The organism is Aeromonas sp. FDAARGOS 1418, assembly GCF_019048585.1.
Taxonomy (GTDB): Bacteria; Pseudomonadota; Gammaproteobacteria; order Enterobacterales; family Aeromonadaceae; genus Aeromonas; species Aeromonas caviae.
This window is the reverse complement of sequence record NZ_CP077387.1, coordinates 148,173-169,440: the sequence shown is the minus strand read 5'-3', so window position 1 is coordinate 169,440 and position 21,268 is coordinate 148,173. Positions and strand designations below refer to the sequence as shown.

The 21,268-nt window shown below is 63.4% G+C and carries 22 protein-coding genes; 10 read left to right on the top strand and 12 right to left on the bottom strand.

The window, feature by feature from the left end:
* Positions 1-35: 35 nt before the first annotated feature.
* The gene (gene ybaK, locus I6L48_RS00825) at positions 36-506 is read right to left on the bottom strand and encodes a Cys-tRNA(Pro) deacylase (protein ID WP_010675694.1); all 471 of its coding nucleotides are present in this window, start codon (positions 504-506) and stop codon (positions 36-38) included.
* Between the two features lie 181 nt (positions 507-687).
* Here ybaK and I6L48_RS00820 point away from each other — a divergent pair, with 181 nt between their 5' ends.
* A complete protein-coding gene (locus I6L48_RS00820; protein WP_113068998.1) occupies positions 688-2,169 on the top strand; it encodes a sensor domain-containing diguanylate cyclase in 1,482 nt (493 codons plus the stop codon).
* Positions 2,170-2,335: 166 nt separating this feature from the next.
* Here I6L48_RS00820 and ppc read toward each other — a convergent pair whose 3' ends face one another.
* Positions 2,336-4,969: a phosphoenolpyruvate carboxylase gene (gene ppc, locus I6L48_RS00815; protein ID WP_010675692.1), complete on the bottom strand. Its 2,634-nt coding sequence runs from the start codon at positions 4,967-4,969 to the stop codon at positions 2,336-2,338.
* 213 nt (positions 4,970-5,182) lie between these two features.
* Positions 5,183-6,328 carry an acetylornithine deacetylase gene (argE, locus tag I6L48_RS00810; protein ID WP_113068997.1) on the bottom strand — a complete coding sequence of 382 codons (1,146 nt, stop codon included), beginning with the start codon at positions 6,326-6,328 and terminating at the stop codon, positions 5,183-5,185.
* A 261-nt stretch (positions 6,329-6,589) separates the two neighbouring features.
* On the opposite strand from argE, the gene argC reads away from it, so the two are divergent.
* From argC to argH, 5 genes are all read left to right on the top strand, one after another.
* Positions 6,590-7,597 carry an N-acetyl-gamma-glutamyl-phosphate reductase gene (argC, locus tag I6L48_RS00805; RefSeq protein WP_113068996.1) on the top strand — a complete coding sequence of 336 codons (1,008 nt, stop codon included), beginning with the start codon at positions 6,590-6,592 and terminating at the stop codon, positions 7,595-7,597.
* A gap of 23 nt (positions 7,598-7,620) precedes the next feature.
* Positions 7,621-8,400, top strand: coding sequence for an acetylglutamate kinase (argB, locus tag I6L48_RS00800; protein WP_010675689.1), 780 nt, complete (start codon positions 7,621-7,623; stop codon positions 8,398-8,400).
* A gap of 25 nt (positions 8,401-8,425) precedes the next feature.
* Positions 8,426-9,343, top strand: a complete 918-nt coding sequence (locus tag I6L48_RS00795) for an ornithine carbamoyltransferase (RefSeq protein ID WP_010675688.1) — start codon at positions 8,426-8,428, stop codon at positions 9,341-9,343.
* A 56-nt stretch (positions 9,344-9,399) separates the two neighbouring features.
* Positions 9,400-10,635 (top strand): argininosuccinate synthase, encoded by a 1,236-nt coding sequence (locus I6L48_RS00790; RefSeq protein ID WP_010675687.1) that lies wholly within the window; start codon positions 9,400-9,402, stop codon positions 10,633-10,635.
* A 202-nt stretch (positions 10,636-10,837) separates the two neighbouring features.
* Positions 10,838-12,223: an argininosuccinate lyase gene (argH, locus tag I6L48_RS00785; RefSeq protein ID WP_113068994.1), complete on the top strand. Its 1,386-nt coding sequence runs from the start codon at positions 10,838-10,840 to the stop codon at positions 12,221-12,223.
* A gap of 107 nt (positions 12,224-12,330) precedes the next feature.
* Here the strand turns inward: argH and I6L48_RS00780 are convergent, their stop codons facing one another.
* The gene (locus tag I6L48_RS00780; RefSeq protein WP_113068993.1) at positions 12,331-13,224 is read right to left on the bottom strand and encodes a LysR substrate-binding domain-containing protein; all 894 of its coding nucleotides are present in this window, start codon (positions 13,222-13,224) and stop codon (positions 12,331-12,333) included.
* A gap of 96 nt (positions 13,225-13,320) precedes the next feature.
* Between I6L48_RS00780 and I6L48_RS00775 the strand changes: the two genes are divergently transcribed.
* The 4 genes from I6L48_RS00775 (at position 13,321) to I6L48_RS00760 (ending at position 15,421) form a co-directional block, all read left to right on the top strand.
* Positions 13,321-13,647, top strand: a complete 327-nt coding sequence (locus I6L48_RS00775; RefSeq protein ID WP_113068992.1) for a carboxymuconolactone decarboxylase family protein — start codon at positions 13,321-13,323, stop codon at positions 13,645-13,647.
* The gene (locus tag I6L48_RS00770; protein WP_010675683.1) at positions 13,638-14,030 is read left to right on the top strand and encodes a tautomerase family protein; all 393 of its coding nucleotides are present in this window, start codon (positions 13,638-13,640) and stop codon (positions 14,028-14,030) included. The genes I6L48_RS00775 and I6L48_RS00770 overlap by 10 nt, the downstream gene beginning before the upstream one ends.
* The gene (locus tag I6L48_RS00765) at positions 14,027-14,551 is read left to right on the top strand and encodes a DUF4865 family protein (RefSeq protein WP_113068990.1); all 525 of its coding nucleotides are present in this window, start codon (positions 14,027-14,029) and stop codon (positions 14,549-14,551) included. Before I6L48_RS00770 ends, I6L48_RS00765 begins: the two co-directional genes overlap by 4 nt.
* Positions 14,552-14,785: 234 nt before the next feature.
* Positions 14,786-15,421, top strand: a complete 636-nt coding sequence (locus I6L48_RS00760; RefSeq protein WP_113068989.1) for an FMN-binding negative transcriptional regulator — start codon at positions 14,786-14,788, stop codon at positions 15,419-15,421.
* 73 nt (positions 15,422-15,494) lie between these two features.
* On the opposite strand, the gene I6L48_RS00755 is transcribed toward I6L48_RS00760, so the two are convergent.
* From I6L48_RS00755 to I6L48_RS00720, 8 genes are all read right to left on the bottom strand, one after another.
* Positions 15,495-15,956 (bottom strand): hypothetical protein, encoded by a 462-nt coding sequence (locus tag I6L48_RS00755; RefSeq protein ID WP_113070584.1) that lies wholly within the window; start codon positions 15,954-15,956, stop codon positions 15,495-15,497.
* A gap of 222 nt (positions 15,957-16,178) precedes the next feature.
* The gene (locus I6L48_RS00750; protein WP_041211694.1) at positions 16,179-16,391 is read right to left on the bottom strand and encodes a hypothetical protein; all 213 of its coding nucleotides are present in this window, start codon (positions 16,389-16,391) and stop codon (positions 16,179-16,181) included.
* Positions 16,392-16,485: 94 nt separating this feature from the next.
* Positions 16,486-16,815, bottom strand: coding sequence for a DUF1294 domain-containing protein (locus I6L48_RS00745; RefSeq protein WP_113068988.1), 330 nt, complete (start codon positions 16,813-16,815; stop codon positions 16,486-16,488).
* Positions 16,812-17,402 carry a sugar O-acetyltransferase gene (locus I6L48_RS00740; RefSeq protein ID WP_104453223.1) on the bottom strand — a complete coding sequence of 197 codons (591 nt, stop codon included), beginning with the start codon at positions 17,400-17,402 and terminating at the stop codon, positions 16,812-16,814. Before I6L48_RS00740 ends, I6L48_RS00745 begins: the two co-directional genes overlap by 4 nt.
* A gap of 89 nt (positions 17,403-17,491) precedes the next feature.
* Positions 17,492-18,751: an MgtC/SapB family protein gene (locus I6L48_RS00735; RefSeq protein ID WP_113068987.1), complete on the bottom strand. Its 1,260-nt coding sequence runs from the start codon at positions 18,749-18,751 to the stop codon at positions 17,492-17,494.
* Between the two features lie 220 nt (positions 18,752-18,971).
* Entirely contained in the window at positions 18,972-19,808 is an 837-nt protein-coding gene (locus tag I6L48_RS00730) for a transporter substrate-binding domain-containing protein (protein ID WP_039040560.1), read from the bottom strand.
* Complete coding sequence (locus I6L48_RS00725) at positions 19,805-20,566, bottom strand: amino acid ABC transporter ATP-binding protein (protein ID WP_113068986.1); 762 nt, start codon at positions 20,564-20,566, stop codon at positions 19,805-19,807. Before I6L48_RS00725 ends, I6L48_RS00730 begins: the two co-directional genes overlap by 4 nt.
* Positions 20,563-21,225 carry an amino acid ABC transporter permease gene (locus tag I6L48_RS00720; RefSeq protein ID WP_113068985.1) on the bottom strand — a complete coding sequence of 221 codons (663 nt, stop codon included), beginning with the start codon at positions 21,223-21,225 and terminating at the stop codon, positions 20,563-20,565. Before I6L48_RS00720 ends, I6L48_RS00725 begins: the two co-directional genes overlap by 4 nt.
* Positions 21,226-21,268: the final 43 nt, after the last annotated feature.

Genomic DNA, 21,268 nt, shown 5'->3' with positions numbered 1-21,268 from the left:
CAAGAGGCGCCAGTCATGGCGCCTCTTTTGTTTGTTCAGTCGTGGTGATCGCCGATGGGGGCCGCAATCCAGTTCATCAGCCGAACCATGTCCCCGGGGGCCACGCCGACCGAGAGCCCCCGCTTGCCACCGCTCACCAGGATCTCGTCGAAGGCCATGGCGGAGTCGTCCAGCACGGTGGGCAGCAGCTTCTTCTGGGCCAGGGGGCTGATGCCGCCCACCTTGTAGCCGGTCAGCTTTTCGGCTTCCGCCGGCTTCATCATCTCCACCTTCTTGAGCCCGGTGGCCTTGGCGAGCTGCTTGAGGCTGCACATGCCCGAGGAGGGCACGATGGCCACCACCGCCTGCTTGTCGTGATGGGCGAGCAGGGTCTTGAACACCTGCGCCTCAGGCAGACCCAGCTGGGTAGCGGCATGCTTGCCGAAGTCGTCGTGGGCTTCGCACTCGTAGGGGTAGAGCCTGTGAGGTATCTTGAGCTTTTTCAGCAAGTTGATGGCGGGTGTCATGGGGTCTCCTCGAACCGTGGCAAGGCCAGACAGTCTGCGCCCGGGAGCCGGATGTGGCAAGAACCAGTCTTCACACCCAATCGGGGCCTGTGTTAGCGTAACCGGGTGCCGGATCCTATGATTTGGGCACTTGTCCCCGCATTCCAATGCAATGCGCCGGCGATCGAAAGGAATCGTAGCCATGAATACCACAGCACTTTGCGCTCGCGATATCGACGCGGTGGATCGATATGAGACCCTCGCCAGGCTGACCGCCCTTGATCGGGCCTATGGCATGGTCGAGTTCGATCTCGATGGTCGCATGGTGTCGGTCAACCCCCTGTTTTGCGACATGCTGGGCTATCCCCCCGAAGCGCTGGTGGGCCAGTCCCATCTCATGCTCTTGCCGCCGGATCTGCAGGCGGAGCATGATCTCTTCTGGCAGAAGGTATTGGGTGGCGAGATCCAGTCGGGGGAGTTTCGCCGGGTCAGGCAAGGTGGCAGCCCCCTCTGGCTCCATGCCACCTACATGCCCGTGAGCGACGAGGGCGGCACCCTGCTGGGGGTGGTCAAGCTGGCGCACGACATTACCTCGGCTGTGATGGCCAAGCAGCGGGTCGAGCAGCAGAGCCAGCTGTTTGACATCGTGGTGGCCGCGCACCAGAGTTTTCTGCTCGATCGCAATCTCGGCTCCGCCTGCGATACCGTCTTCGAGCGCCTGCTGAGCGTGAGCGAGAGCTCCTATGGTTTCATCGGCATCATCCAGTACGAGGATGGTCGTCCCAGTCTCTATGTCCCCTCCATCTCCAATGTCTCCTGGGACGAGGCGACCCACGCCTGGTATGAGCAGCAGCGCCAGAGTCGGGGCGGGCTCATCTTCAGCAAGCTCGACAACCTGTTTGGGCACGTGGTGACCCACAATACCCTGGTGTGCTGCAACGATCTGCCGAGCCATCCAGCCAGTCGCGGTGTCTCCCCCCGTGGTCATCCGCACCTGGAGAGCTTCCTCGGCATTCCCATCCGCCACAAGGGAGAGGCGATCGGCATGATCGCCCTGGCCAACCGCCCGGGTGGCTTTGACGAGACCCATGTCAGCCTGCTCGAGCCCCTCACCACGGCCCTTGGCACCCTTATCCACGCCCGCAACCTGGAGGACGAACGCAGCCGCATGGAGCGGGTGCTGCGCTTCAACGCCGAGCACGACTTCTTGACCAAGCTGCCCAACCGCAGCAGCTTCTTCCAGCAGGCCAACGTGTTGCTGGATCACGTCCAGCACCATCCCGCCGAAGGGGAGGCCTGCTGCCTGGCCTTGATAGATATCGACTTCTTCAAGCAAATCAATGATGTATATGGACACCTTGCCGGAGATGCCGTGCTGGCGTCGCTGGCGGGGCTCCTGATGCAGGCGGTACGCAGCAAGGATCTGGTGGCGCGATTTGGCGGGGAGGAGTTCATCCTGCTGCTGCGGGGCACGACCCTGGAGGAGGCCCACAGCATCATGGAACGCATCCGGCGCCAGGTGGAGCAGCACACCTTCCTGTACCAGCACCAGCCGATCACCGTCACCATCAGCGTGGGGCTCACACCCTATCAGATGAGTTACAGGCGCATGGATGACTGGCTTCAGTGTGTGGACCAGCGGCTTTATGAGGCAAAACGTCGTGGTCGCAACCAGGTCTCCTGATGAGAGGCCATATCGCGAAATAAAACAGGGCGCCATCATGGCGCCCTGATTGTTGTGGATGTTTTTTTCCCTTAGAGGGGGCTGTGCTGGCGGCAATATCGGGATCCCCGTGCCCGGCAGGGACGAAAAAGGGCGCCGGGGCGCCCTTGTTTGCAACGGTCCGGAATCAGCCGGTGTTGCGCATGCCGGCGGCGATGCCGGCGATGGTGACCATCAGCGCCTGATCCAGCTCGGGGTGCAGGGTCTCCGGGTGGTTGCGGGAGCGATTGAGCAGCTCGGCCTGCAGCACGTTGAGCGGGTCGGTGTAGGGGTTGCGCAGCTTGATGGACTCCTTGATCCAGGGCTGATCGTCCAGCAGGTCGCCCTGCGGGCGCAGTTTCAGCACCACCTCGATGGAGTCGGCAAGCTCCTGACGCAGCTGCTTGCCGAGTGCCCACAGGTTCTCCGGCACCAGGCGGGTGTCATAGTATTCCGCCAGCCAGAGGTCGGCCTTGAGGAACACCATCTCCAGCATCTCGAGACGGGTGCGGAAGAAGGGCCACTGGCGGCTCATCTCGTCCAGCACGCTCTTCTGGCCGTCGTCGATGGCCTGTTGCAACCCCTTGTGGGCGCCGAGCCAGGCCGGCAGCATCAGCCGGTTCTGGGTCCAGGCGAAGATCCAGGGGATGGCGCGCAGGCTCTCGACACCGCCGTTGGGCTTGCGCTTGGCGGGGCGGGAACCGAGCGGCAGCTTGCCGAGCTCCATCTCCGGGGTGGCAGCACGGAAGTAGGGCACGAAGTCCGGGTGACCGCGCACGATACTGCGGTAGTGATCACAGGAGACAGACGCCAGCTGCTCCATCACGGCGCGCCAGCTCTCTTTCGGCTTGGGCGGCGGCAGCAGGTTCCCCTCCAGCACGGCGCTGGTGTAGAGGTTCAGGCTCTGGATGGCCACTTTCGGCAGGCCGAACTTGAAGCGGATCATCTCCCCCTGTTCGGTGACTCGCAGGCCGCCGCGCAGGGATCCCGGGGGTTGCGACAGGATCGCCTGATGGGCAGGGGCGCCGCCACGGCCGACGGTACCGCCGCGGCCATGGAACAGGGTGAGGCGGATGTTGTTGGCTTCAGCCAGCGCCACCAGGGATTCCATGGCGGCGTACTGGGCCCAGCCTGCGGCCATCATGCCCGCATCCTTGGCGGAGTCGGAGTAGCCGATCATCACGTACTGACGGCCCTGAATGTAACCGCGATACCAGTCCACCGACAGCAGGCGTTCCATCACGGCGGTGCCCGCCATCAGGTCTTCCTGGGTCTCGAACAGCGGGGCCACCGGCATGCGGAACTTGCAGCCGGCTTCCTTCAGCAACAGCTGGACCGCCAAGACATCGGACGGGGCACCGGCCATGGAGATGATGTAGATGCCGAATGCATCGGGGTCGTGCTGGGCGATGACGCGACAGGTGTCGATGGTCTCGCGGGTCTCGGCACTGGGATCCCAGTCGCTCGGGATGAGGGGGCGGCGGGAGTTCAGCTCGCGCAGCAGGAAGGCCTGTTTGTCCTCTTCGCTCCACTCGGCGTAGTCGCCCACACCCAGGTAGCGGGTCAGCTCGGAGAAGACCTGGCCGTGACGCTCGCCATCCTGACGGATGTCCAGTTTGACCAGGTGGATGCCGAAGCAGGCCAGCTTGCGCAGCACGTCCAGCAGCATGCCGTCGGCGATGTTGCCCATGCCGCAGGCATGCAGGGAGTGGTAGCAGAGCTCAAGGGGCTCGCGCAGCTGGGCGGTGCTCTTGACCAGATCCCGGCTCTCGCTCGCCTGGCCCTGTACCTTGGCGGTCAGGTACTCCTGGGTCTCGCGCAGTTGCTCGCGCAGCTCGCGTACCAGGGCGCGATAGGGTTCCGGGTTATCACCGACCCGGGCACGCACGGCGTCAGTGCAATCGGCCATGGAGAGCTCGGAGGTGAGCTCCTTGATGTCCTTGTAGAACAGGCTCACCGCCATCCAGCGGCCCAGCTCCAGCACTTCGGCGGTCACCTTGGCGGTGACGAAGGGGTTGCCGTCGCGGTCACCGCCCATCCAGGAGGTGAACTTGACCGGCGCGGCGTCCAGCGGCAGCCGCACACCCAGATGGTGTTGCAGGCGCTCGTCCAGATTGCGCATGAATTCGGGGATGGCCGGCCACAGGCTGTTTTCCACCACGGCGAAGCCCCACTTGGCTTCGTCCACCGGGGTCGGGCGCTGTTCGCGGATCTCGTTGGTGTGCCAGGCCTGGTTGACCAGCTGCTCGATGCGACTCTGGATCTTGTCCCGCTCGCGGGGCAGCAGATCGGAGAGTTCCAGGGCCTCGAGGCAGTCGTTGAGCTGCACGTGCTTGTGGATCAGGGTACGACGGGTCACCTCGGTGGGGTGAGCGGTCAGCACCAGATCGATGTCCAGCTCGCGCACGGCCTGGATGATGGCCTCCTGGGACAGGTTGGAGGCTTTCAGCTTGTCGAACATCTGCTCCAGCGGGTCCGGGGTGCAGACCTGCTCTTCGCAGCGACGGGAGATGGTGTGGAACTGCTCCGCCACGTTCGCCAGGTTGAGGAACTGGCTGAAGGCACGGGCCACGGGCAGCAGTTCGTCATCGGAGAGGGTACGCAGGGTGTCGAGCAGGCGCTCTCTGTCTGCCTCGTTTCCCTTGCGGGAAGACTTGGCCAGTTGGCGAATGGTCTCAATCTTGTCGAGGAAGGCCTGCCCCTGATGATCCTTGATGGATTTACCCAGCAGTTGGCCCAACATGCCTACGTTGGCCCGTAGTGCGGCGTACTTTTCGTTCATTCCACATCCTTATTTTGTTGGTGCCTCCTGACCTTCCAGGCGGGAGGCGACCTCACTTATTGTTGTGCGATTACAACATATGCTCCGTCATCTTAGGGGGACAATCTACCCAGATTGTCTGCGCAAGGTCAAATAACAAGCCGATTCAGAACATGTATTTCCCTCACCTGTCCCAAGGCGCCTGTCATGTAACTTACTTACATCCCTGTTTGGCTAGACGCAGAAGCGCCGGATCAGGTGCTGCAGCACCGCCGTGGTCGGTTTGACGAACGACAGATCCAGGTATTCATCGGGCTGGTGGGCCTGGGTGATATGGCCTGGGCCCATCACTATGGTCTCGCAACCCAGCTGCTGGATAAAGGGGGCTTCGGTGCAATAGTTCACGGACTCGGCGGCCCGGCCGCTCGCCTTTTCCGCCTCCCGCACCAGCTCGGAATCATCCTGGCAGGCATAGGCCGGAATGGGTTCGTGCAGGTGCTGCAGGTGCAGGCAGCCGGGCTGGTGGATCTCGATGGGGGAGAGCGCCTCTTTCAACATGCCCATCAGCTCGTCGGGGCCCACCTGCGGGGTGGGGCGCATGTCGATGTGGAGCTCGCAGCAGCCGCAGATGCGGTTCGGGCTGTCGCCCCCCTGGATGTAGCCGAGGTTCAGGGTGGGCTGGGGCACGGCGAAGCGGTGATCCGCGAACTTCTCCTTCAGATCCTGCTGGAGCCTGAGCACCTGACCCATGGCCTTGTGCATGATCTCCATGGCGTTGACGCCGTTGGCGGGATCCGAACTGTGGCCGCTTCGGCCTGTGATGCGAATGGCTTCCGACATGTGGCCCTTGTGGGCCACCACGGGCACCAGCCCGGTGGGTTCGCCGATCACCGCATAGTCGGGTTTGAGTTCGGCTGCGGCGGCGATGGCGCGGGCCCCGGCCATGGTGGTCTCTTCATCGGCGGTGGCCAGGATGCGCAGCGGCTTGCTCAGGGTCTTGAGGTCGACTTCCTTGAGCGCTTCCACGATAAAGGCGAAGAAGCCCTTCATGTCGATGGTGCCGAGCCCGTACAGGCGGTTGCCCTCTTCGGTCACCTTGAAGGGGTCTTTGGTCCAGGCTCCTTCATCGAAGGGAACCGTATCCGTGTGGCCCGCCAGCAGCAGCCCCCCTTCTCCCTGACCATAGGTCGCCACCAGGTTGAACTTGCCCGGCAGATCCGGCAGGGCCGTGACCTCGCACTGGAACCCAAGCTGGCCGAACCAGTCGGCCAGCAGCCGGATCACCGCCTCGTTGCTCTGATCCCAGCGAGTATCCGTGCTGCTGATAGAGGGAATCGCAATAATATTCTTATAAAGTGAAAAAAAATCCAGTTTGGCCATCAGCTCCTCCTTGCGTCCCCGGAGTGTTTCTGTTAGAAAATACAAATGCAAAGTGAGTGCATGAATATTCTGTTCGAGTGCTCATCGACAAGGCCTCTAGTTGTAAGGGAAAGTTAATGTTCTGTCACCTGATCTGTAACCGACGACGCATATCCGCCTGAATTGCCCCTCCGCACTCGTTGCATCAAAGGGGCGATAGCCGACCCCTTGCACCGCAGCACCATGCTGTGAATTTCGAACCCAGACTTGGAATACTCAAACATGCTTAAGACCGTTATCGTCGGTGCCAGTGGCTACGCGGGGGCCGAACTGGCCGCTCTGGTCCAGAACCATCCACAACTCGAGCTGTTCGGCCTCTATGTTTCCGCCGGCAGCCAGGACGCCCACAAGCGCTTCTCTTCCCTGCATCCCCAATGGGTGGGTAAGCTGGATCAGCCGCTGCTGCCCCTGGACGAAGACGGCATGACCCGGATCCTGACCCAGGCCGATCTGGTGGTGCTGGCTACTGCTCACGAGGTGAGTGCGGAACTCGCGCCCAAGTTCCTGGCCAAGGGGTTGCCGGTGTTCGATCTCTCCGGTGCCTTCCGGGTCAACGATCAGCAGTTCTACTCCTCCTTCTACGGCTTCACTCACGAGAATGAGCAGTGGCTGGAGCAGGCCGCCTACGGTCTGGCCGAGTGGAATGCCGATGCCGTCAAGGCCGCCCAGCTGATTGCCGTGCCGGGATGCTACCCGACCGCCTCCCTGTGCGCCCTCAAGCCGCTGCAACAGGCCGGGCTGATTGCTCAGGGATGGCAGCCCATCATCAATGCGGTTTCCGGCGTCTCCGGGGCCGGTCGCAAGGCCGCCATCAACACCAGTTTCTGCGAAGTGAGCCTCAATCCCTACGGCACCTTCAATCACAGGCACCAGCCGGAGATCAGCCACCACCTCGGCAAGGAGGTGCTGTTCCAGCCCCACCTCGGCAACTATGTGCGGGGCATCCTGGCCACCATCTATGTGCAACTGGCGGAAGGGGTGACGCCGACCCAGGTCGATCAGGTCTACCTCAAGGCCTACGAAGGCAAGCCGCTGGTACGCCTCACCGGCCAGATGCCCTCCATCCGCGGCGTGGCGAGCACGCCCTACTGCGACATAGCCTGGCAGCAGCAGGGCAACATGCTGGTGGTGGTTTCTGCCATCGACAACCTGCTCAAGGGGGCCGCCTCGCAAGCCATGCAGTGCATAAATATCAAGTTTGGTTTTGAACCGGCCACCGGCCTGATTTAACGCTTTAAGAAAGGATCGAGAAGATGGACAAGCAGACGCTGGTAATCAAGTTGGGTGGTGCCCTGATCGAGAACGACGAGGCCCTGACCGCCCTGTTCGCCACCCTGAAGACCTTCCTGGATGATCAGCACCGTCCTCTGGTGCTGGTGCACGGTGGTGGCTGCCTGGTGGACGACCTGCTCAAGGGGCTGGGGATGACCTCCACCAAGAAGAACGGCCTGCGGGTCACCCCGTTCGAGCAGATCCCCGTGATTGCCGGTGCCCTGGCCGGGACCGCCAACAAGATGATGATGGCCAAGGCCATCTCCACCGGCATTCCTGCTGTGGGTCTGTGCCTCGCCGACGGCGGTCTGTGCCAGGTGACCCAGCTCGATCCGGATCTCGGTGCGGTCGGTGACTGCAAACCCGGCAACCCGGCGCTGGTGGCCGGCATCCTGGGGCAGGGCTTCCTGCCGGTGGTGAGCTCCATCGGCATTACCGCCGACGGACAGATGATGAACGTCAATGCGGATCAGGCGGCCACCGCCATCGCCGAAGCGCTGGGCGCCGATCTGGTGATGCTGTCGGATGTGAGCGGCATTCTGGATGGCAAGGGCAAGCTGGTGCCGCAACTGGACAAGCAGAGCGCGCTGGACCTGATGGAGAAGGGGGTTATCACGGACGGCATGGCCGTCAAGGTGAAAGCCGCCCTGCACGCCGCCGAAACCCTGGGCAAGCCGGTCTGTGTCGCCAGCTGGCGCTACCCGGATCAGCTGCTCAAGCTGCTGGCTGGCGGCGCGGTCGGCACCCAAGTCACCCTCTAACCCTGGCCGGAAAAAGGAACATCCGATGCAACATCTTCTGAAAGACAGTGATTTAAGCAAGGCCCAGATCGAGGCGCTGCTGGCGCTAGGCAAGGCGGTCAAGGCCGATCCGAAGAAATACAGCCAGGCCCTGGCGGGCAAGAGCGTGGTCACCCTGTTCGAGAAGCCCTCCCTGCGTACCCGGGTCACCTTCGACATCGGCATCGCCAAACTGGGTGGTCACAGTGTCTATCTGGATCAGCAGAACGGGGCGCTCGGCAAGCGGGAGTCGGTGAAGGATTTCGCCAGCAACCTGTCCCGCTGGTGTGACGCCATCGTCGCCCGGGTGTTCGATCACCAGACCCTGGTCGAGCTGGCCGAGTTCGGCTCGGTGCCTGTGGTCAACAGCCTGTGCAACCTCTACCATCCCTGCCAGGGGCTGGCGGATTTCATGACCATCAGCGAGCACTACAGCGATCTGTCCAAGGTGAAGCTGGCCTATCTCGGCGATGGCAACAACGTGAGTCACTCCCTGCTGCTGCTGGGGGCGACCCTCGGCACCGATGTGACCCTGGTCTGCCCGAAAGGCCATGGCCCGGATACCCAGATCTTCCTGCAGGCCCAGGCGCTGGCAGCTCAATCTGGCGCGACCATACATATCAGCGATGATGTCGCGGATATCGAAGGCTTTGACGTGGTTTATACCGATACCTGGGTTTCCATGGGTGACAACACACCAATGGAGCAGGTAAAAGATATCTTCATGCCTTATCAGATCAACCAGGCCCTGCTCGATCGGACCGGCATCCAGCACGTGCTGCACTGCCAGCCGGCCCACCGGGAGCTGGAGATCACCTCGGAGGTCATGGACGGCCCAGCCTCCCTCATCATGGATGAGGCAGAAAACCGGATGCATATCCAGAACGCCGTGCTGCTGACCCTGTTCGGACAGGGCCAGAAGTAATCCGGCAACCGACCCGGAATCACCCCTTTTTATCGAATCATCACGGAGAGAAGTAAATGAGCGGAATCAACAAGATCGTACTGGCTTACTCGGGCGGACTGGATACCTCGGCCATCATTCCCTGGCTGAAGGAGCACTATGACGCTGAAATCATCGCCTTCGTCGCCGACGTGGGCCAGGAGCGTGACGATCTGGAAGGTATCGAGCAGAAGGCCATCGCCTCCGGCGCGGTCAAGTGCATCGTCAAGGATCTGCGGGAAGAGTTCGTCAAAGAGTATGTCTACCCGACCCTGAAGACCGGCGCCGTCTATGAAGGCACCTACCTGCTGGGTACCTCCATGGCCCGTCCGGTGATCGCCAAGGCGATGGTCGAGGCTGCCCTGGCAGAAGGGGCTGATGCCATCTCCCACGGTTGCACCGGCAAGGGCAACGACCAGGTGCGGTTCGAAGGGGCGGTGGCTGCCCTGGCGCCCCAACTGAAAGTGATCGCCCCCTGGCGGTTGTGGGACATGCGCTCCCGGGAAGATCTGCTGGCCTATCTGGAAGCCCGCAACATCCCCTGCAAGGCGACCCTGAAGAAGATCTACAGCCGTGACGCCAACGCCTGGCACATCTCCACCGAGGGTGGCGAGCTGGAGAGCACCTGGAACGAGCCGTCCGAAGCCGTCTGGCAGTGGACCGTCTCTGCAGAGGATGCCCCGAACGAGCCGGAATACGTCAAGCTGACCGTGGCCAAGGGCGAAGTGGTCGCCGTTGACGACCAGCCGCTCAGCCCGCACCAGATCCTGACCACCCTGAACGAGCGTGCCGGTAAGCACGGCGTGGGCCGGATCGACATCACCGAGAACCGGATGGTGGGCATGAAGTCCCGTGGCTGCTACGAGACCCCGGGTGGTACCGTGATGGTTGCCGCACTGCGCGCCGTGGAAGAGCTGGTACTGGACAGACCGACCCGCGCCTGGCGGGAAAAACTCGGCGCCGAGTTCTCCCACCTGGTGTATGACGGTCGCTGGTTCACCCCGCTGTGCAAGGCCATTGTCGCCTCCGCCAACGCCATCGCCGAGGAGCTCGACGGTGAAGTGGTGCTGAAGATGTACAAGGGTCAGGTCACCGCGGTGCAGAAGAAGTCGCCGAACAGCCTCTACTCCGAAGACTTCGCCACCTTCGGTGCCGACGAAGTGTACGACCAGAGCCATGCCGAAGGCTTCATCCGTCTCTACACCCTGGCGAGCCGGATCCGCGCCATGAAAGAGCAGCATCAAGCCATCGGTGGCGACCATACCCACGGCTAAGCAAGCGCTATCACCCGTTGATACGAGGGGGCATGGCCCCCTCTTTTACAGGCAGAGAGGCCCTTTGCCATCCTCATCGGGTGTGACGAGAGCGGCTGCGCCCTGGCCGCTTCTGTGAGATAACAGGCTCGCAGAAAAACAGGGCAAGATTTCAAGTTCGACGGCGCAAGGCGCCGCCGACAACGCATTCAAGGAGAGCAGTATGGCACTTTGGGGTGGACGCTTCAGTCAGGGAGCCGATAGCCGGTTCAAGCAGTTCAACGATTCGCTGCGGTTCGACTACCGTCTGGCGGAGCAGGATATTCAGGGCTCCATGGCCTGGGCCAAAGCGCTGGTCAAGGTGGGCGTGTTGACCGAGGGTGAACAGGCTCAGTTGCAGCAGGCGATGGAGGTGCTGCTCGCCTCCGTGCAGCAGGATCCCCAGCAGATCCTGAACTCGGACGCCGAAGACATCCACTCCTGGGTCGAGAGCCAGCTCATCGCCGCCGTCGGCGATTTGGGCAAGAAGCTGCACACCGGCCGCTCGCGCAACGATCAGGTCGCCACCGACCTGAAACTCTGGTGCAAGGCACAGGGTGAACTGCTGCTCGGCTCCATCACCGCCCTGCAACAGGGGCTGGTGGCCTCCGCCCGTGCCAACCAGGCCGCCGTGCTGCCGGGCTACACCCACCTGCAGCGGGCCCAGCCGGTCACCTACGCCCACTGGGCCCTGGCCTATGTGGAGATGCTGGAGCGGGATCACTCCCGTCTGCAGGATGCCCTCAAGCGCCTCGACACCAGCCCGCTCGGCTGCGGCGCCCTGGCGGGCACCGCCTACGCCATCGACCGGGAGGCGCTGGCGCTCGACATGGGCTTTAGCGGCGCGACCCGCAACAGCCTGGATTCGGTGTCCGACCGGGATCACGTGGTGGAGCTGATGCACGTGGCGTCCCTCTCCATGACCCACCTGTCGCGGTTTGCCGAAGACCTTATCTTCTACAACACCGGCGAGGCGGGCTTTGTCGAGCTGTCTGACGCCGTCACCTCCGGCTCGTCTCTGATGCCCCAGAAGAAGAACCCGGACGCGCTGGAGCTGATCCGTGGCAAGACTGGCCGGGTGGTCGGGGCCCAGATGGGCATGCTGATGAGCCTCAAGGCGCTGCCGCTGGCCTATAACAAGGACATGCAGGAAGACAAGGAAGGATTGTTCGACGCCCTCGACACCTGGCACGACTGCCTCGACATGGCGGCGCTGGTGCTGATCGATCTGAAGGTCAATGGCGAGCGTACCAAGGCGGCGGCCCAGGGCGGTTACGCCAATGCCACCGAACTGGCGGACTATCTGGTGGCCAAGGGCATTCCGTTCCGCGAGGCGCACCATATCGTCGGCGAGACTGTGGTCTATGCGATCCAGGTGAAAAAGCCCCTGGAAGAACTCTCCCTCCCCGAGTTCCAGCGCTTCAGCCCCGTGGTGGGGGAGGATGTTTACCCGAACCTGGAGCTGGAAGCGACTCTGGCCAAGCGGGTTGCCAAGGGAGGCGTCGCTCGCGAGCAGATAGAGGCAGCCCTCACCGCCGCCGAGGCCTGGCTGGCCAAACGGGCGGGTTAAGCCAAGCGGCTCGCCATGGGAACAAGAAGGCAGAACGGCAACCCCAGGGTTGCCGTTTTTTTTATGGGTACGCCTCGGCGCCGTGGGGCGCGTTGACCAGGCGCTGTTCAGCCTCTGCGTCCGGCGCTGGCCTGATGCACTGCGTCCGTGAGCAGTCGTTGCAACTGGCATCTGGCCTCGTCGGTTTCATGGCTGGCGGCGAGCAGCACCACCCCCAGGGTACCCGGTGAGGGCAGTACGCCGCCGAGGGTGGCGAGACTGGCCGGCATGCCGATGGGGGAACGCACCGTGATCCCGAGCCCGGCCTGCACGGCGGCCCAGATCCCGCCCAGGCTCTGGCTGGTGAAGGCGATCCGCCAGGGGATCCCGGCATCGTCGAGGGCGCGGATGGCCCGCGCCCGCATCAGGCAGGGGGCATCGAAGAGCACCAGGGGCAGGGGCTCCCCGCGCGCGAGCAAAGGGGCGAGGTCCCACTCGGGGTGGGCAATCCAGGCCAGTTGCACCACCTCGATGAGGGGAAGATCCTCCCGCTCTCCCTGTGGCTGCCAGGCGAGAGCCATATCGAGGGTGCCTTCCCTGATCCCCTGCACCAGGGCCCCGTTGCGATCGATGCGGGTCGTCATGCGCAGGGCCGGGTGCTGGCGACAGAGGGGTCCCAGCACGGCGGGGAGCAAAGATTCGCCGAAGTCCTCCTGCACCCCGAGCCGGATCTCCCCTTGCAGCAATTCCCCTTTGAGGGCGAGCACTGCTTCGTCATTGAGCGCCAGCAGCCGCTTGGCGTAGCCCAGCAGGCGCTCACCGCTGGCTGTCGGCACCAGGTGACGTCCCTGCTTCATGACCAGATTGGTGCCGCACTGCTGTTCGAGTTTTTTCAACTGGGCGCTGACCGCCGAGGTGGAGCGGCACAGCCGCTGCGCCGCCAGCGCAAAGCTGCTGCACTCCAGCCCCAGCACGTAGCTGCGCAGGGCATCGAGATCCAGGCTGGGGGGAAGGGGTGACATAACTATCCTTATAATCGGGATGATTGGTCTTGAATATTTCGATTTTTTAAATTGTAGCAGTGAGGGAGAGTGGCTTCATCCACCAAGGAGATTGCCATGACACCCGATGTTCCCGATCGCGCCACCCTGGCGCAGCTTGCTCCCCGACTCGCCCGACTGGCGGAAGAGACGCTGTTTGGCGATATCTGGCAGCGCCCCACCCTCTCGGCCCGCGAGCGCAGCCTGATCACCCTGGCCATCCTGGCGTCACTGGGCCGGGTGCAACAACTGCCCTGGCATATTGCATTCGCCCGGCAAAACGGCCTGTCCCGGGATGAGCTGGAAGAGCTGTTCACCCATCTTGCCTTCTACGCCGGTTTGCCCGCCGCAGTGACGGCTGTGAGCTATCTGCCCCCCCGCGAGGAGGTGACCCCATGCCGCTGACCCGTATCACCCTGTGCGAGGGGATGAGCGACGCACACCTGCAACAACTCAGCGCCCTCTACCACCAGACCCTGGTGGAGGTGTTCGAGGTGCCGCCGAAGGATAAATTCCAGATCCTCGAGATCTTGCCTGCCAGTGCGCTCATCTATGACCCCCACTACCAGACCGGCCGCCGGGATCAGGGTTTCATCCTCTTCCAGATCCTGGCGGGCAAGGTGCGCAGCACCGCGACCAGGGAGCGGCTTTATGCACGTCTCGCCGAGCGCCTTGAGGCCGAGCTTGGGATCCATCCCGACAACCTCATGGTGGTGATCCAGCAGACCGATGCCGAGGCGTGGAGTTTCGGCCAGGGCCGGATGTTCAGACAGGAGGTGGCCTCATGATCGCCATGCACTACCGATTCACCCTGCCCGCAGACTACGACATGGCGCAGATCGAGCAGCGGATCGCCAGCAATGGCGCCAGACTGGACGGCTTTCCCGGTCTGTTGTTCAAGGCCTATCTCTACAGCCGTCAGGACGATGGGGCCCTGCCGGGGCAGGAGAACCGCTATGCCCCCTTCTATGTGTGGCACAGCGCCGAGGCGATGCACCGATTCCTGGCAAGCGAGGGATTCGCGGCGCTCACCCGGCATTTCGGCTGGCCCCGCATCGAGACCTGGCATCTGCTGCGGGCGCCGGATCCGGCCTCCCTCGACGGGGCTTGCATGGCCATGCTGCGGCGCACCAAGGTCGCTTCCCACGGCGAGCTTGCCGACCTGCACGGCGAGGCCATGGTGAGCGGCTGGGATCTCACCCGATGGGAATGGCTGGAGGCGGATTTTCTCCCGTCCCTCTCATCGCCCTTGCCTGGCGGGGGCGAGATCTACCGTATCGGCTATCTGGCGAAGGGGAGAGGGGGGTGAAGCGGAATTATCTTTGTCATTGAGGCTGTTTTTCCATTCATTTTGGCTGTGGAAGTGATATTCGAACCGTGAACATAGGGTGTTATATCTCGCTTGTGGATGATGGTGTGGCATTGCGGCCACCTGCGGCAATGAACTGGCTCAGTGGGCACATTCGGGGTGACGGCCCGCGCCGGGCAGGGCATGATCCCGCTGCAATGCGTATGGACGCGTCAACCGGATCAAGGAGTTCCCATGTACCTGCCACCCCATTTCGCCGTTACCGACCCCGAGGCGCTGCACCAGCTGATGCAGGCGCACCCCCTGGGGGCCCTGATCACCTGTGGTGAAGGGGGGCTGGATGCCAACCACCTGCCGTTCGAGTTCGATGGGGCGCAGGGGGCCCACGGTGTGCTGCGGGCCCATGTGGCTCGCAACAACCCGCTTTGGCAGGAGGTGAAAGACGGCGATGAAGTGCTGGTGATCTTCCGCGCCGCCGAGGGTTATATCTCCCCCAGCTGGTATCCGGGCAAGCAGGTGCATCACAAGCAGGTGCCCACCTGGAACTATGCCGTGGTGCACGCCCATGGCCGTATCCGGGTGAGGGACGATGCCCGCTTCGTGCGTCGTCTGCTGGCAAATCTGACTCGCCACCATGAGGCCGCAGAGCCGACCCCATGGAAGATGGCTGATGCGCCGCGAGACTATCTCGAGACCATGGTGCAGGCGGTCGTCGGCATCGAAATCGAGATAACCGGGCTGGTCGGCAAGTTCAAGCTGGGTCAGAACAAAGAGGCGGCGGATCGCCTGGGAGCGGCCAATGCCCTGCAGGAGCGCGGGCAGACCGCACTGGCCGGCGCCATGCTGAGCCCGCCTCCTTCACAGCCCTAGCGTGACACCTTGAGATTCGGCCCGACAAAAACGGCAACCGTCTGGTTGCCGTTTTTCATGGTTCCACTCCCGCTCACGCGCTGGCATTGAGCAGCTTGCCGACGCCTTCCCCCGGGCCCTGGGGCAGGGTTTGCTTGAAGGCAGAAAGCAGCTGATCGAGGTTGAGGTCGCTGTTGCCGAGGGAGCCCTTGAGGGTGTCGAGCTCGCTTTGCAGCGCGTCGAGGCGGGTGCTCTGGGTGCCGTCTGCCAACTGGGTGCGGGCGGCATCGATGGCCTGGGGCAGGGGCTGACCCGAGGATTCCTGACCCAGGGTCTGCATCAGCACCCCCATGAAGTGGTTGATGGCGGGGCGGTTCTGCTCGCTGTCAGCCTCCTGGATGCCGAGGCGCTGGAACAGGCTCTGCACCGTGGGGGCAAGGTGCGCTTCCTGCACGGCAGGCTCGGTCTGGGTGGGCTGCATGCTGTCGCCCAGCAGCTTGCTGCCGAGCTTGATGGCAAGGGAGGCGAGGGGAAGCAGGGTGCCGATGGCGATCATGATGTCATTCTCCGTACGACTGATGTCATGACGGAGCAGGGATCGGGCCAGCTTGGCGAACATTCAACCGAAAAATGGCAGGGGATTGATCCTGCTGTGAATTTCGTTTTTGCCAGGCGGAGGACGGGCGGAGGACGGGCGGAGGACGGGCGGGGGCGAGCGGGGGCGGCGGCAAACCCTTGCAGCCCGGGGGCTGGCCGGTTTGCCGCCCGGCTTGCCGGATCAGAGCTCCTTGAACGGGCGGCGCTTCTCCTCCTCGATGACGATGGCCTCCAGATTGGCGATGCGCTCCTGCAACTCCTTGATGATCATGTCCTGCTTGCCAAGACGGTCGGTAATGCGGGCATCCCCCATCTGGTAGCGGGCGCGCTTGGTGAGATAGCTGAACGACACGCTGATAAAGACGATCAGGACGATACCTGTCCACATGGTCATGAATGACTCCTTTCAAGATTTGAACGAGAGGATCTGTCTCCCGCGCTGTCGTTGTCTCATACCCGACCTTGGGCGGCAATGCCCGCCTGGTTGTTCAGAGCGGCCAGCCGAGCCAGATCCCGAGCAGCAGCAACTGCCCCCAGACGATGGCCCAGAACCGCAGGCGGTAGCTCCCTTTCTGGGTCTTGTGGCGCAGCCACTGGCGGGCGACCAGGGCGCCAGGCCAGCCGCCGCACAGCTCAAGCAGATGCAGGCGGGCCTCGGGGACGCGCCAGCCGCCACGAATGGCCTGGCGTTTGTCCCAGGCGTAGGCAGCCAGGGTCAGCAGGCTCATCAGCAGGATCAGGGCCAGCGGCCACCAGTTGGCGTCCCGCACCCCGAGCCAGCCTGCCCAACCCAAAGGCAGCAGGGCAAGGGCCATCATGACAGGCACGCCGGATCCCGAGTCTCGCCCGGTTGTAGCGTGCGGATCACCCGGGCCGGATTGCCCACCGCCAGGGAGTCCGCCGGGATGTCCCGGGTGACCACGGCGCCAGCCCCTATGATGGAGCGCGGCCCTATGGTGACGCCGGGGCAGATGATGGCCCCGCCGCCAATCCAGCAGTCATCGCCGATCCGCACCGGCTTGTTGTAGGCGGTCCAGTTGCGTCGTTCCAGATAGTCCATGGTGTGGGTGGCGGTGTAGATCTGCACGTTGGGGGCCAGCAACACATGGTTGCCGATGTGCACCTCGCCCACGTCGAGTATGGTGACGTTGAAGTTGAAGAAGGTCTTCTCGCCGATGTGGATGTTGCGGCCGAATTCGCAGGTGAAGGGGGTGCTGATCCAGCAGGAGTCGGGACAGTGGGCGAAGAGGTCGCGGCAGATCTGCTGGCGCAGGACGTGATCCCCCGCCGGTGAGGCGTTGAGTCGGCTCAGCAGCGCCTGGCCGCGAATGCGGTCGTTCGCTATCTCCTCGCTCTGGCTGTCCAGGGCGCCCCCAGCCAATACCTTGTCCCAGTCGCTTGCCATGGTTATCTCCTCCTGCTGCAAGAGGGGGCAGTATACGCGACAAGGGGAGGGGGTGTCAGAGTGCCGGGCCCGTCAGGTGATCCCCGTCATCATGTCATCAGGACAAGGGGCAGGATGAGCAGGATGGAGACGAGGTAGGGGAGCAAGACCCGCCGCCCCAGGCTGCGTCCGCCAATCACCAGTGCCAGCACTCCTTTCACCAGGGAGTTGACCAGCCCGGCGAGCAGTATGCCCCTGGCCGCCACCTCCAGGGCCAGCTCCTTCTGGGCGAGCTGGGAGAGGGAGAGGGTGATGGCGTCCACGTCCGTGATGCCGGAGACCAGCGACAGCAGATAGACCCCGGAGTTGCCCACCTTGCTTTGCAGCAGGGTGGCCATGAAGCCGATGAGGGCGAGCAGCAGACCGAACTTGATGGCGGTGGCGAGATCCAGCGGGTTGCGGGTTTCGGGCTGTACCGGGCCGTCCGGCATCTCTTCCCGCTGGCGCCAGAACCAGAAGGCAAAGCCGTAGACGATGGCTGCCAGCAGCAGCAGGGGGACAGCCAGACGCAGCGCCAGCTCTCCGTGGATGATCAGCACCAGTGCCAGCAGCCTGAGCCACATGGTGGCTCCCGCCAGCAGAATGCCGGTGGCCAGCAGCCGCTCCAGCCCTCCCTGCTCCTTGTTGAGGCGGGCAAATTGCAGGGTGAGGGCGGTGGAGGAGGCGAGCCCCGCCAGCATGCTGGTGAGCACCAGCCCGGAGCGGGTGCCGAGCAGGCGCACCGCGAAGTGACCACAGAACGAGATGCCGGCGATCACCACCACCATGAGCCAGATCTTGAAGGGATTGAAGGCATTGAGGGGACCCATCTCGGTATCGGGGAGCACCGGCAGCAGCACCAGGGAGATGAGCAGAAAGCGCAGGGTGGCGTGAAACTCCATTTCGCTCAAGAACAGCATCCCCTGCTGGATCTTGCCCTTGAGCCCCATCAGGAGGGCCGCGAGCACGGCGCAGGCCACCGCCTCGCTCGGGCTCTGCAGCACCGACATCAGCCCCAGCAGGTAGGTGAGCACCATGGCTACCGAGCTGGTGAGGCCGAACTCCCCCTGCCAGCGCTGGGCCAGCCAGACTGAGAGGCCGCACCCCGTCACCACGGTCAGCAGACCGAGCAGGGCCAGCCAGGCGCCCAGGGTGGGCAGCAGCAGGGCGCACACCCCGCCGAGCAGACCGATGAGGCCATAGGTGCGCATCCCGGCGATGCGCTGGTTGTCTCCGAGCTGGCGCACCTGCCAGCCCCGCTCCAGCCCGATGATGAGCCCGATGGCCAGGGACACCAGGGCGCCGTAGACGGGCTCGGCCTCTATCCACATGGGTTTCTCCTCCCGCTGCCGTTTCAGTGAGGATGGCACAGGGCATCCCGGGGCAGGGGGAGCTGGCTCACAGAGCGGGTGTCCCGCCTGCCGGGGTCTTGCAAACAAAAAAAAGGCGCCACCTGGAGGGGGCGCCTGGAAAGGTCAAACCTTGCGGTTTGCAGACCAACGGAACCAAAGATCACACACTTCACACTCAGCACTGCTGTGGGGGCAGGGCTCAACCCTGCCACTTGCCTCCTTCCACTATCACGTCGTTGGGATCGGTATCGGCGCTAAGCTTGTCGCGCACATACTGGTCGTAGAGTTTGAGCAGGTACTTCTCTTCCCCCAGCTTGGCGAGACGGTCGTTGACCCAGTCACGCAGCTCGATATTGCCCTTCTTCACCGCCGGGGCGATGGGGTCTTCCGAGCCCAGCTTCTCGGGCAGCACCCGATAGCCCGGGTTCTCCTTGGCCCAGCTGAACAGCACCAGGTTGTCCTGGGCATAGGCGTCGCCGCGGCCCTGGGCCAGGGCCTGCAGGGATTCGGTGTTCTTCTCGAACTTGAGCACCTTCCAGTCCGGGTGGTTGCGGGTCAGCCAGATGTCGGCCGTGGTGCCGGTGGTGACGATAAGCCGCTTGCCGGCCAGATCGTCGAGCTTCTTGGCGTCGCTGCCTTCCGGCACCAGCACCTGCACCGCGACCTTGAGGTTCGGGTTGGTGAAGTCCACCACCTGCCGCCGCTCCGGGGTCACCGTCATGTTGGCGAGGATGAGATCCACCTTGTCGCTCTGCAGGAAGGGGATGCGGCTGGCGGGCTCCACCGCCACGAACTCGACCTTGTTTTCGTCCCCCAGCAGATCCTTGGCGAAGCGGCGGCCGAGATCGGTGTCAAAGCCGACGTAGTTGCCCTTCTCGTCCACATAGCCAAACGGCGGCTTGTCGGTGAAGACGCCGACGATGAGCTTGTCCCGCGCCTTGATCTTGGCGAGGGAACCGTCTTCTGCCTGGGCGGCGCCGCTGGCGAGGCCCAGGCCGATGAGGGCGCTAAACAGGACCGAGGTAATTATCTTCATGCTGACTCCTTTCGTTTGCTGACAGTTGTATAAGAAAACTTGGCGAGGAACTGGCGGGCACGCTGGCTCCTGGGATTGTCGAAAAATTGATAGGGAGCGGCCTGCTCCAGGATGTGGCCGCCGTCCATGAAGACGATGCGATCCGCCACCGCCTGGGCGAACGCCAGCTCGTGGGTGACGATAAGCAGGGTCATGCCGCTGCCGGCGAGATCCCGGATCACCTCCAGCACCTCCTGCACCATCTCGGGGTCCAGCGCAGCGGTCACCTCGTCAAACAGCATCACCTGGGGGTTCATGCACAGGGCCCGCACGATGGCGATGCGCTGCTGCTGGCCGCCGGAGAGCTGGCGCGGATAGTCATGGCGCCGCGCCCACAGGCCGATGCGGGTCAGCAGCTGTTCCGCCTGCAGCAGGGCCTCCTGCCGCTCTCGTTTTTGCACCTGAAAGGGGCCGAGCAGCACGTTCTCCAACACCGTCAGGTTGGGGAAGAGGTGATAGCTCTGGAACACCATGCCGATGCGCTGGCGCAGCCGCTGCCAGTCGGTGCTGGCATCCAGCAACTCTCCGTCGAAGCGAATGTCGCCCCCCTGAATGGGTTCGAGCCCGTTGAGGGTGCGCAGCAAGGTACTCTTGCCGCAGCCGCTCGGCCCCAGGATGACGATCACTTCCCCCGGGTTCACCGTGAGGCTGACCTCATCCAGTACCCGGTTTTGGCCGAATTGTTTGCTGACAGCATTGAGCTCAAGCAGAGGTGTCATACCGCATTACCCCATTGTTGCTCCAGCCGGCGCGAGGCGAGCGAGAGCGGATAGCAGACCAGAAAAAAGAACAGGAACAGCAGACCGTAGATAAGCAGCGAGCCATAGGTACGCTCGATGATCTGCTGGCCCACCTTGATCACCTCCACCACCCCGATCAGCACCGCCAGCGAGCTGGTCTTGATGATGCGGGTGTAGATGTTGATGGTCGGCGGCGTCAGCCGTTGCAGCGCCTGGGGCAGCAGCACGTGGCGATAGAGCTGCCAGCGGGAGAGCCCGAGCGCCAGGCCGGCCTCCTGCTGGCCGCGGGCGAGGGATCCCAGGCCGCCGCGCACCACTTCGCCCACCTCGCTGGCCCCCCACAGGGCCAGCACCAGCACGGCGCACCAGAAGGCCGGGATATCCAGGCCAAAGAAGATCGGCAGCCCGAAGAAGAAGAGGTAGAGCCAGACCAGCACGGGCACCACCCGAAACAGCTCCAGATAGACCCGCAGCACACCCCGAGTCAGCCTTCCCCCCTGCTGGGCCAGCACGCCGTAACCGACCCCGCCCAGGGTGGCGAACAGGATGGCGAGCAGGGAGATGGCGAGGGTCTGACCCGCGCCCACCGCCAGCAGCGGCAGCGCCTGCGCCAACTGTTCAGTGACCTGACTGGCCATCGTGATCCCTTCTTTCTTGTGCATGGGTGGCGAGTGACGGCGG

Bases quoted from the DNA above. Each gene is read 5' to 3' on its own strand.
- I6L48_RS00790 (WP_010675687.1), top strand. From the start codon at position 9,400: ATGAGCGGAATCAACAAGATCGTACTGGCTTACTCGGGCGGACTGGAT.
- I6L48_RS00740 (WP_104453223.1), bottom strand. From the start codon at position 17,402: ATGGCAAGCGACTGGGACAAGGTATTGGCTGGGGGCGCCCTGGACAGC.
- I6L48_RS00735 (WP_113068987.1), bottom strand. From the start codon at position 18,751: ATGTGGATAGAGGCCGAGCCCGTCTACGGCGCCCTGGTGTCCCTGGCC.
- ybaK (WP_010675694.1), bottom strand. From the start codon at position 506: ATGACACCCGCCATCAACTTGCTGAAAAAGCTCAAGATACCTCACAGG.
- I6L48_RS00755 (WP_113070584.1), bottom strand. From the start codon at position 15,956: ATGATCGCCATCGGCACCCTGCTTCCCCTCGCCTCCCTTGCCATCAAG.
- argC (WP_113068996.1), top strand. From the start codon at position 6,590: ATGCTTAAGACCGTTATCGTCGGTGCCAGTGGCTACGCGGGGGCCGAA.
- I6L48_RS00780 (WP_113068993.1), bottom strand. From the start codon at position 13,224: ATGTCACCCCTTCCCCCCAGCCTGGATCTCGATGCCCTGCGCAGCTAC.
- I6L48_RS00770 (WP_010675683.1), top strand. From the start codon at position 13,638: ATGCCGCTGACCCGTATCACCCTGTGCGAGGGGATGAGCGACGCACAC.
- I6L48_RS00765 (WP_113068990.1), top strand. From the start codon at position 14,027: ATGATCGCCATGCACTACCGATTCACCCTGCCCGCAGACTACGACATG.
- I6L48_RS00720 (WP_113068985.1), bottom strand. From the start codon at position 21,225: ATGGCCAGTCAGGTCACTGAACAGTTGGCGCAGGCGCTGCCGCTGCTG.
- I6L48_RS00730 (WP_039040560.1), bottom strand. From the start codon at position 19,808: ATGAAGATAATTACCTCGGTCCTGTTTAGCGCCCTCATCGGCCTGGGC.
- I6L48_RS00760 (WP_113068989.1), top strand. From the start codon at position 14,786: ATGTACCTGCCACCCCATTTCGCCGTTACCGACCCCGAGGCGCTGCAC.
- argH (WP_113068994.1), top strand. From the start codon at position 10,838: ATGGCACTTTGGGGTGGACGCTTCAGTCAGGGAGCCGATAGCCGGTTC.
- ppc (WP_010675692.1), bottom strand. From the start codon at position 4,969: ATGAACGAAAAGTACGCCGCACTACGGGCCAACGTAGGCATGTTGGGC.
- I6L48_RS00820 (WP_113068998.1), top strand. From the start codon at position 688: ATGAATACCACAGCACTTTGCGCTCGCGATATCGACGCGGTGGATCGA.
- I6L48_RS00795 (WP_010675688.1), top strand. From the start codon at position 8,426: ATGCAACATCTTCTGAAAGACAGTGATTTAAGCAAGGCCCAGATCGAG.
- I6L48_RS00750 (WP_041211694.1), bottom strand. From the start codon at position 16,391: ATGACCATGTGGACAGGTATCGTCCTGATCGTCTTTATCAGCGTGTCG.
- argE (WP_113068997.1), bottom strand. From the start codon at position 6,328: ATGGCCAAACTGGATTTTTTTTCACTTTATAAGAATATTATTGCGATT.
- I6L48_RS00775 (WP_113068992.1), top strand. From the start codon at position 13,321: ATGACACCCGATGTTCCCGATCGCGCCACCCTGGCGCAGCTTGCTCCC.
- argB (WP_010675689.1), top strand. From the start codon at position 7,621: ATGGACAAGCAGACGCTGGTAATCAAGTTGGGTGGTGCCCTGATCGAG.
- I6L48_RS00725 (WP_113068986.1), bottom strand. From the start codon at position 20,566: ATGACACCTCTGCTTGAGCTCAATGCTGTCAGCAAACAATTCGGCCAA.
- I6L48_RS00745 (WP_113068988.1), bottom strand. From the start codon at position 16,815: ATGATGGCCCTTGCCCTGCTGCCTTTGGGTTGGGCAGGCTGGCTCGGG.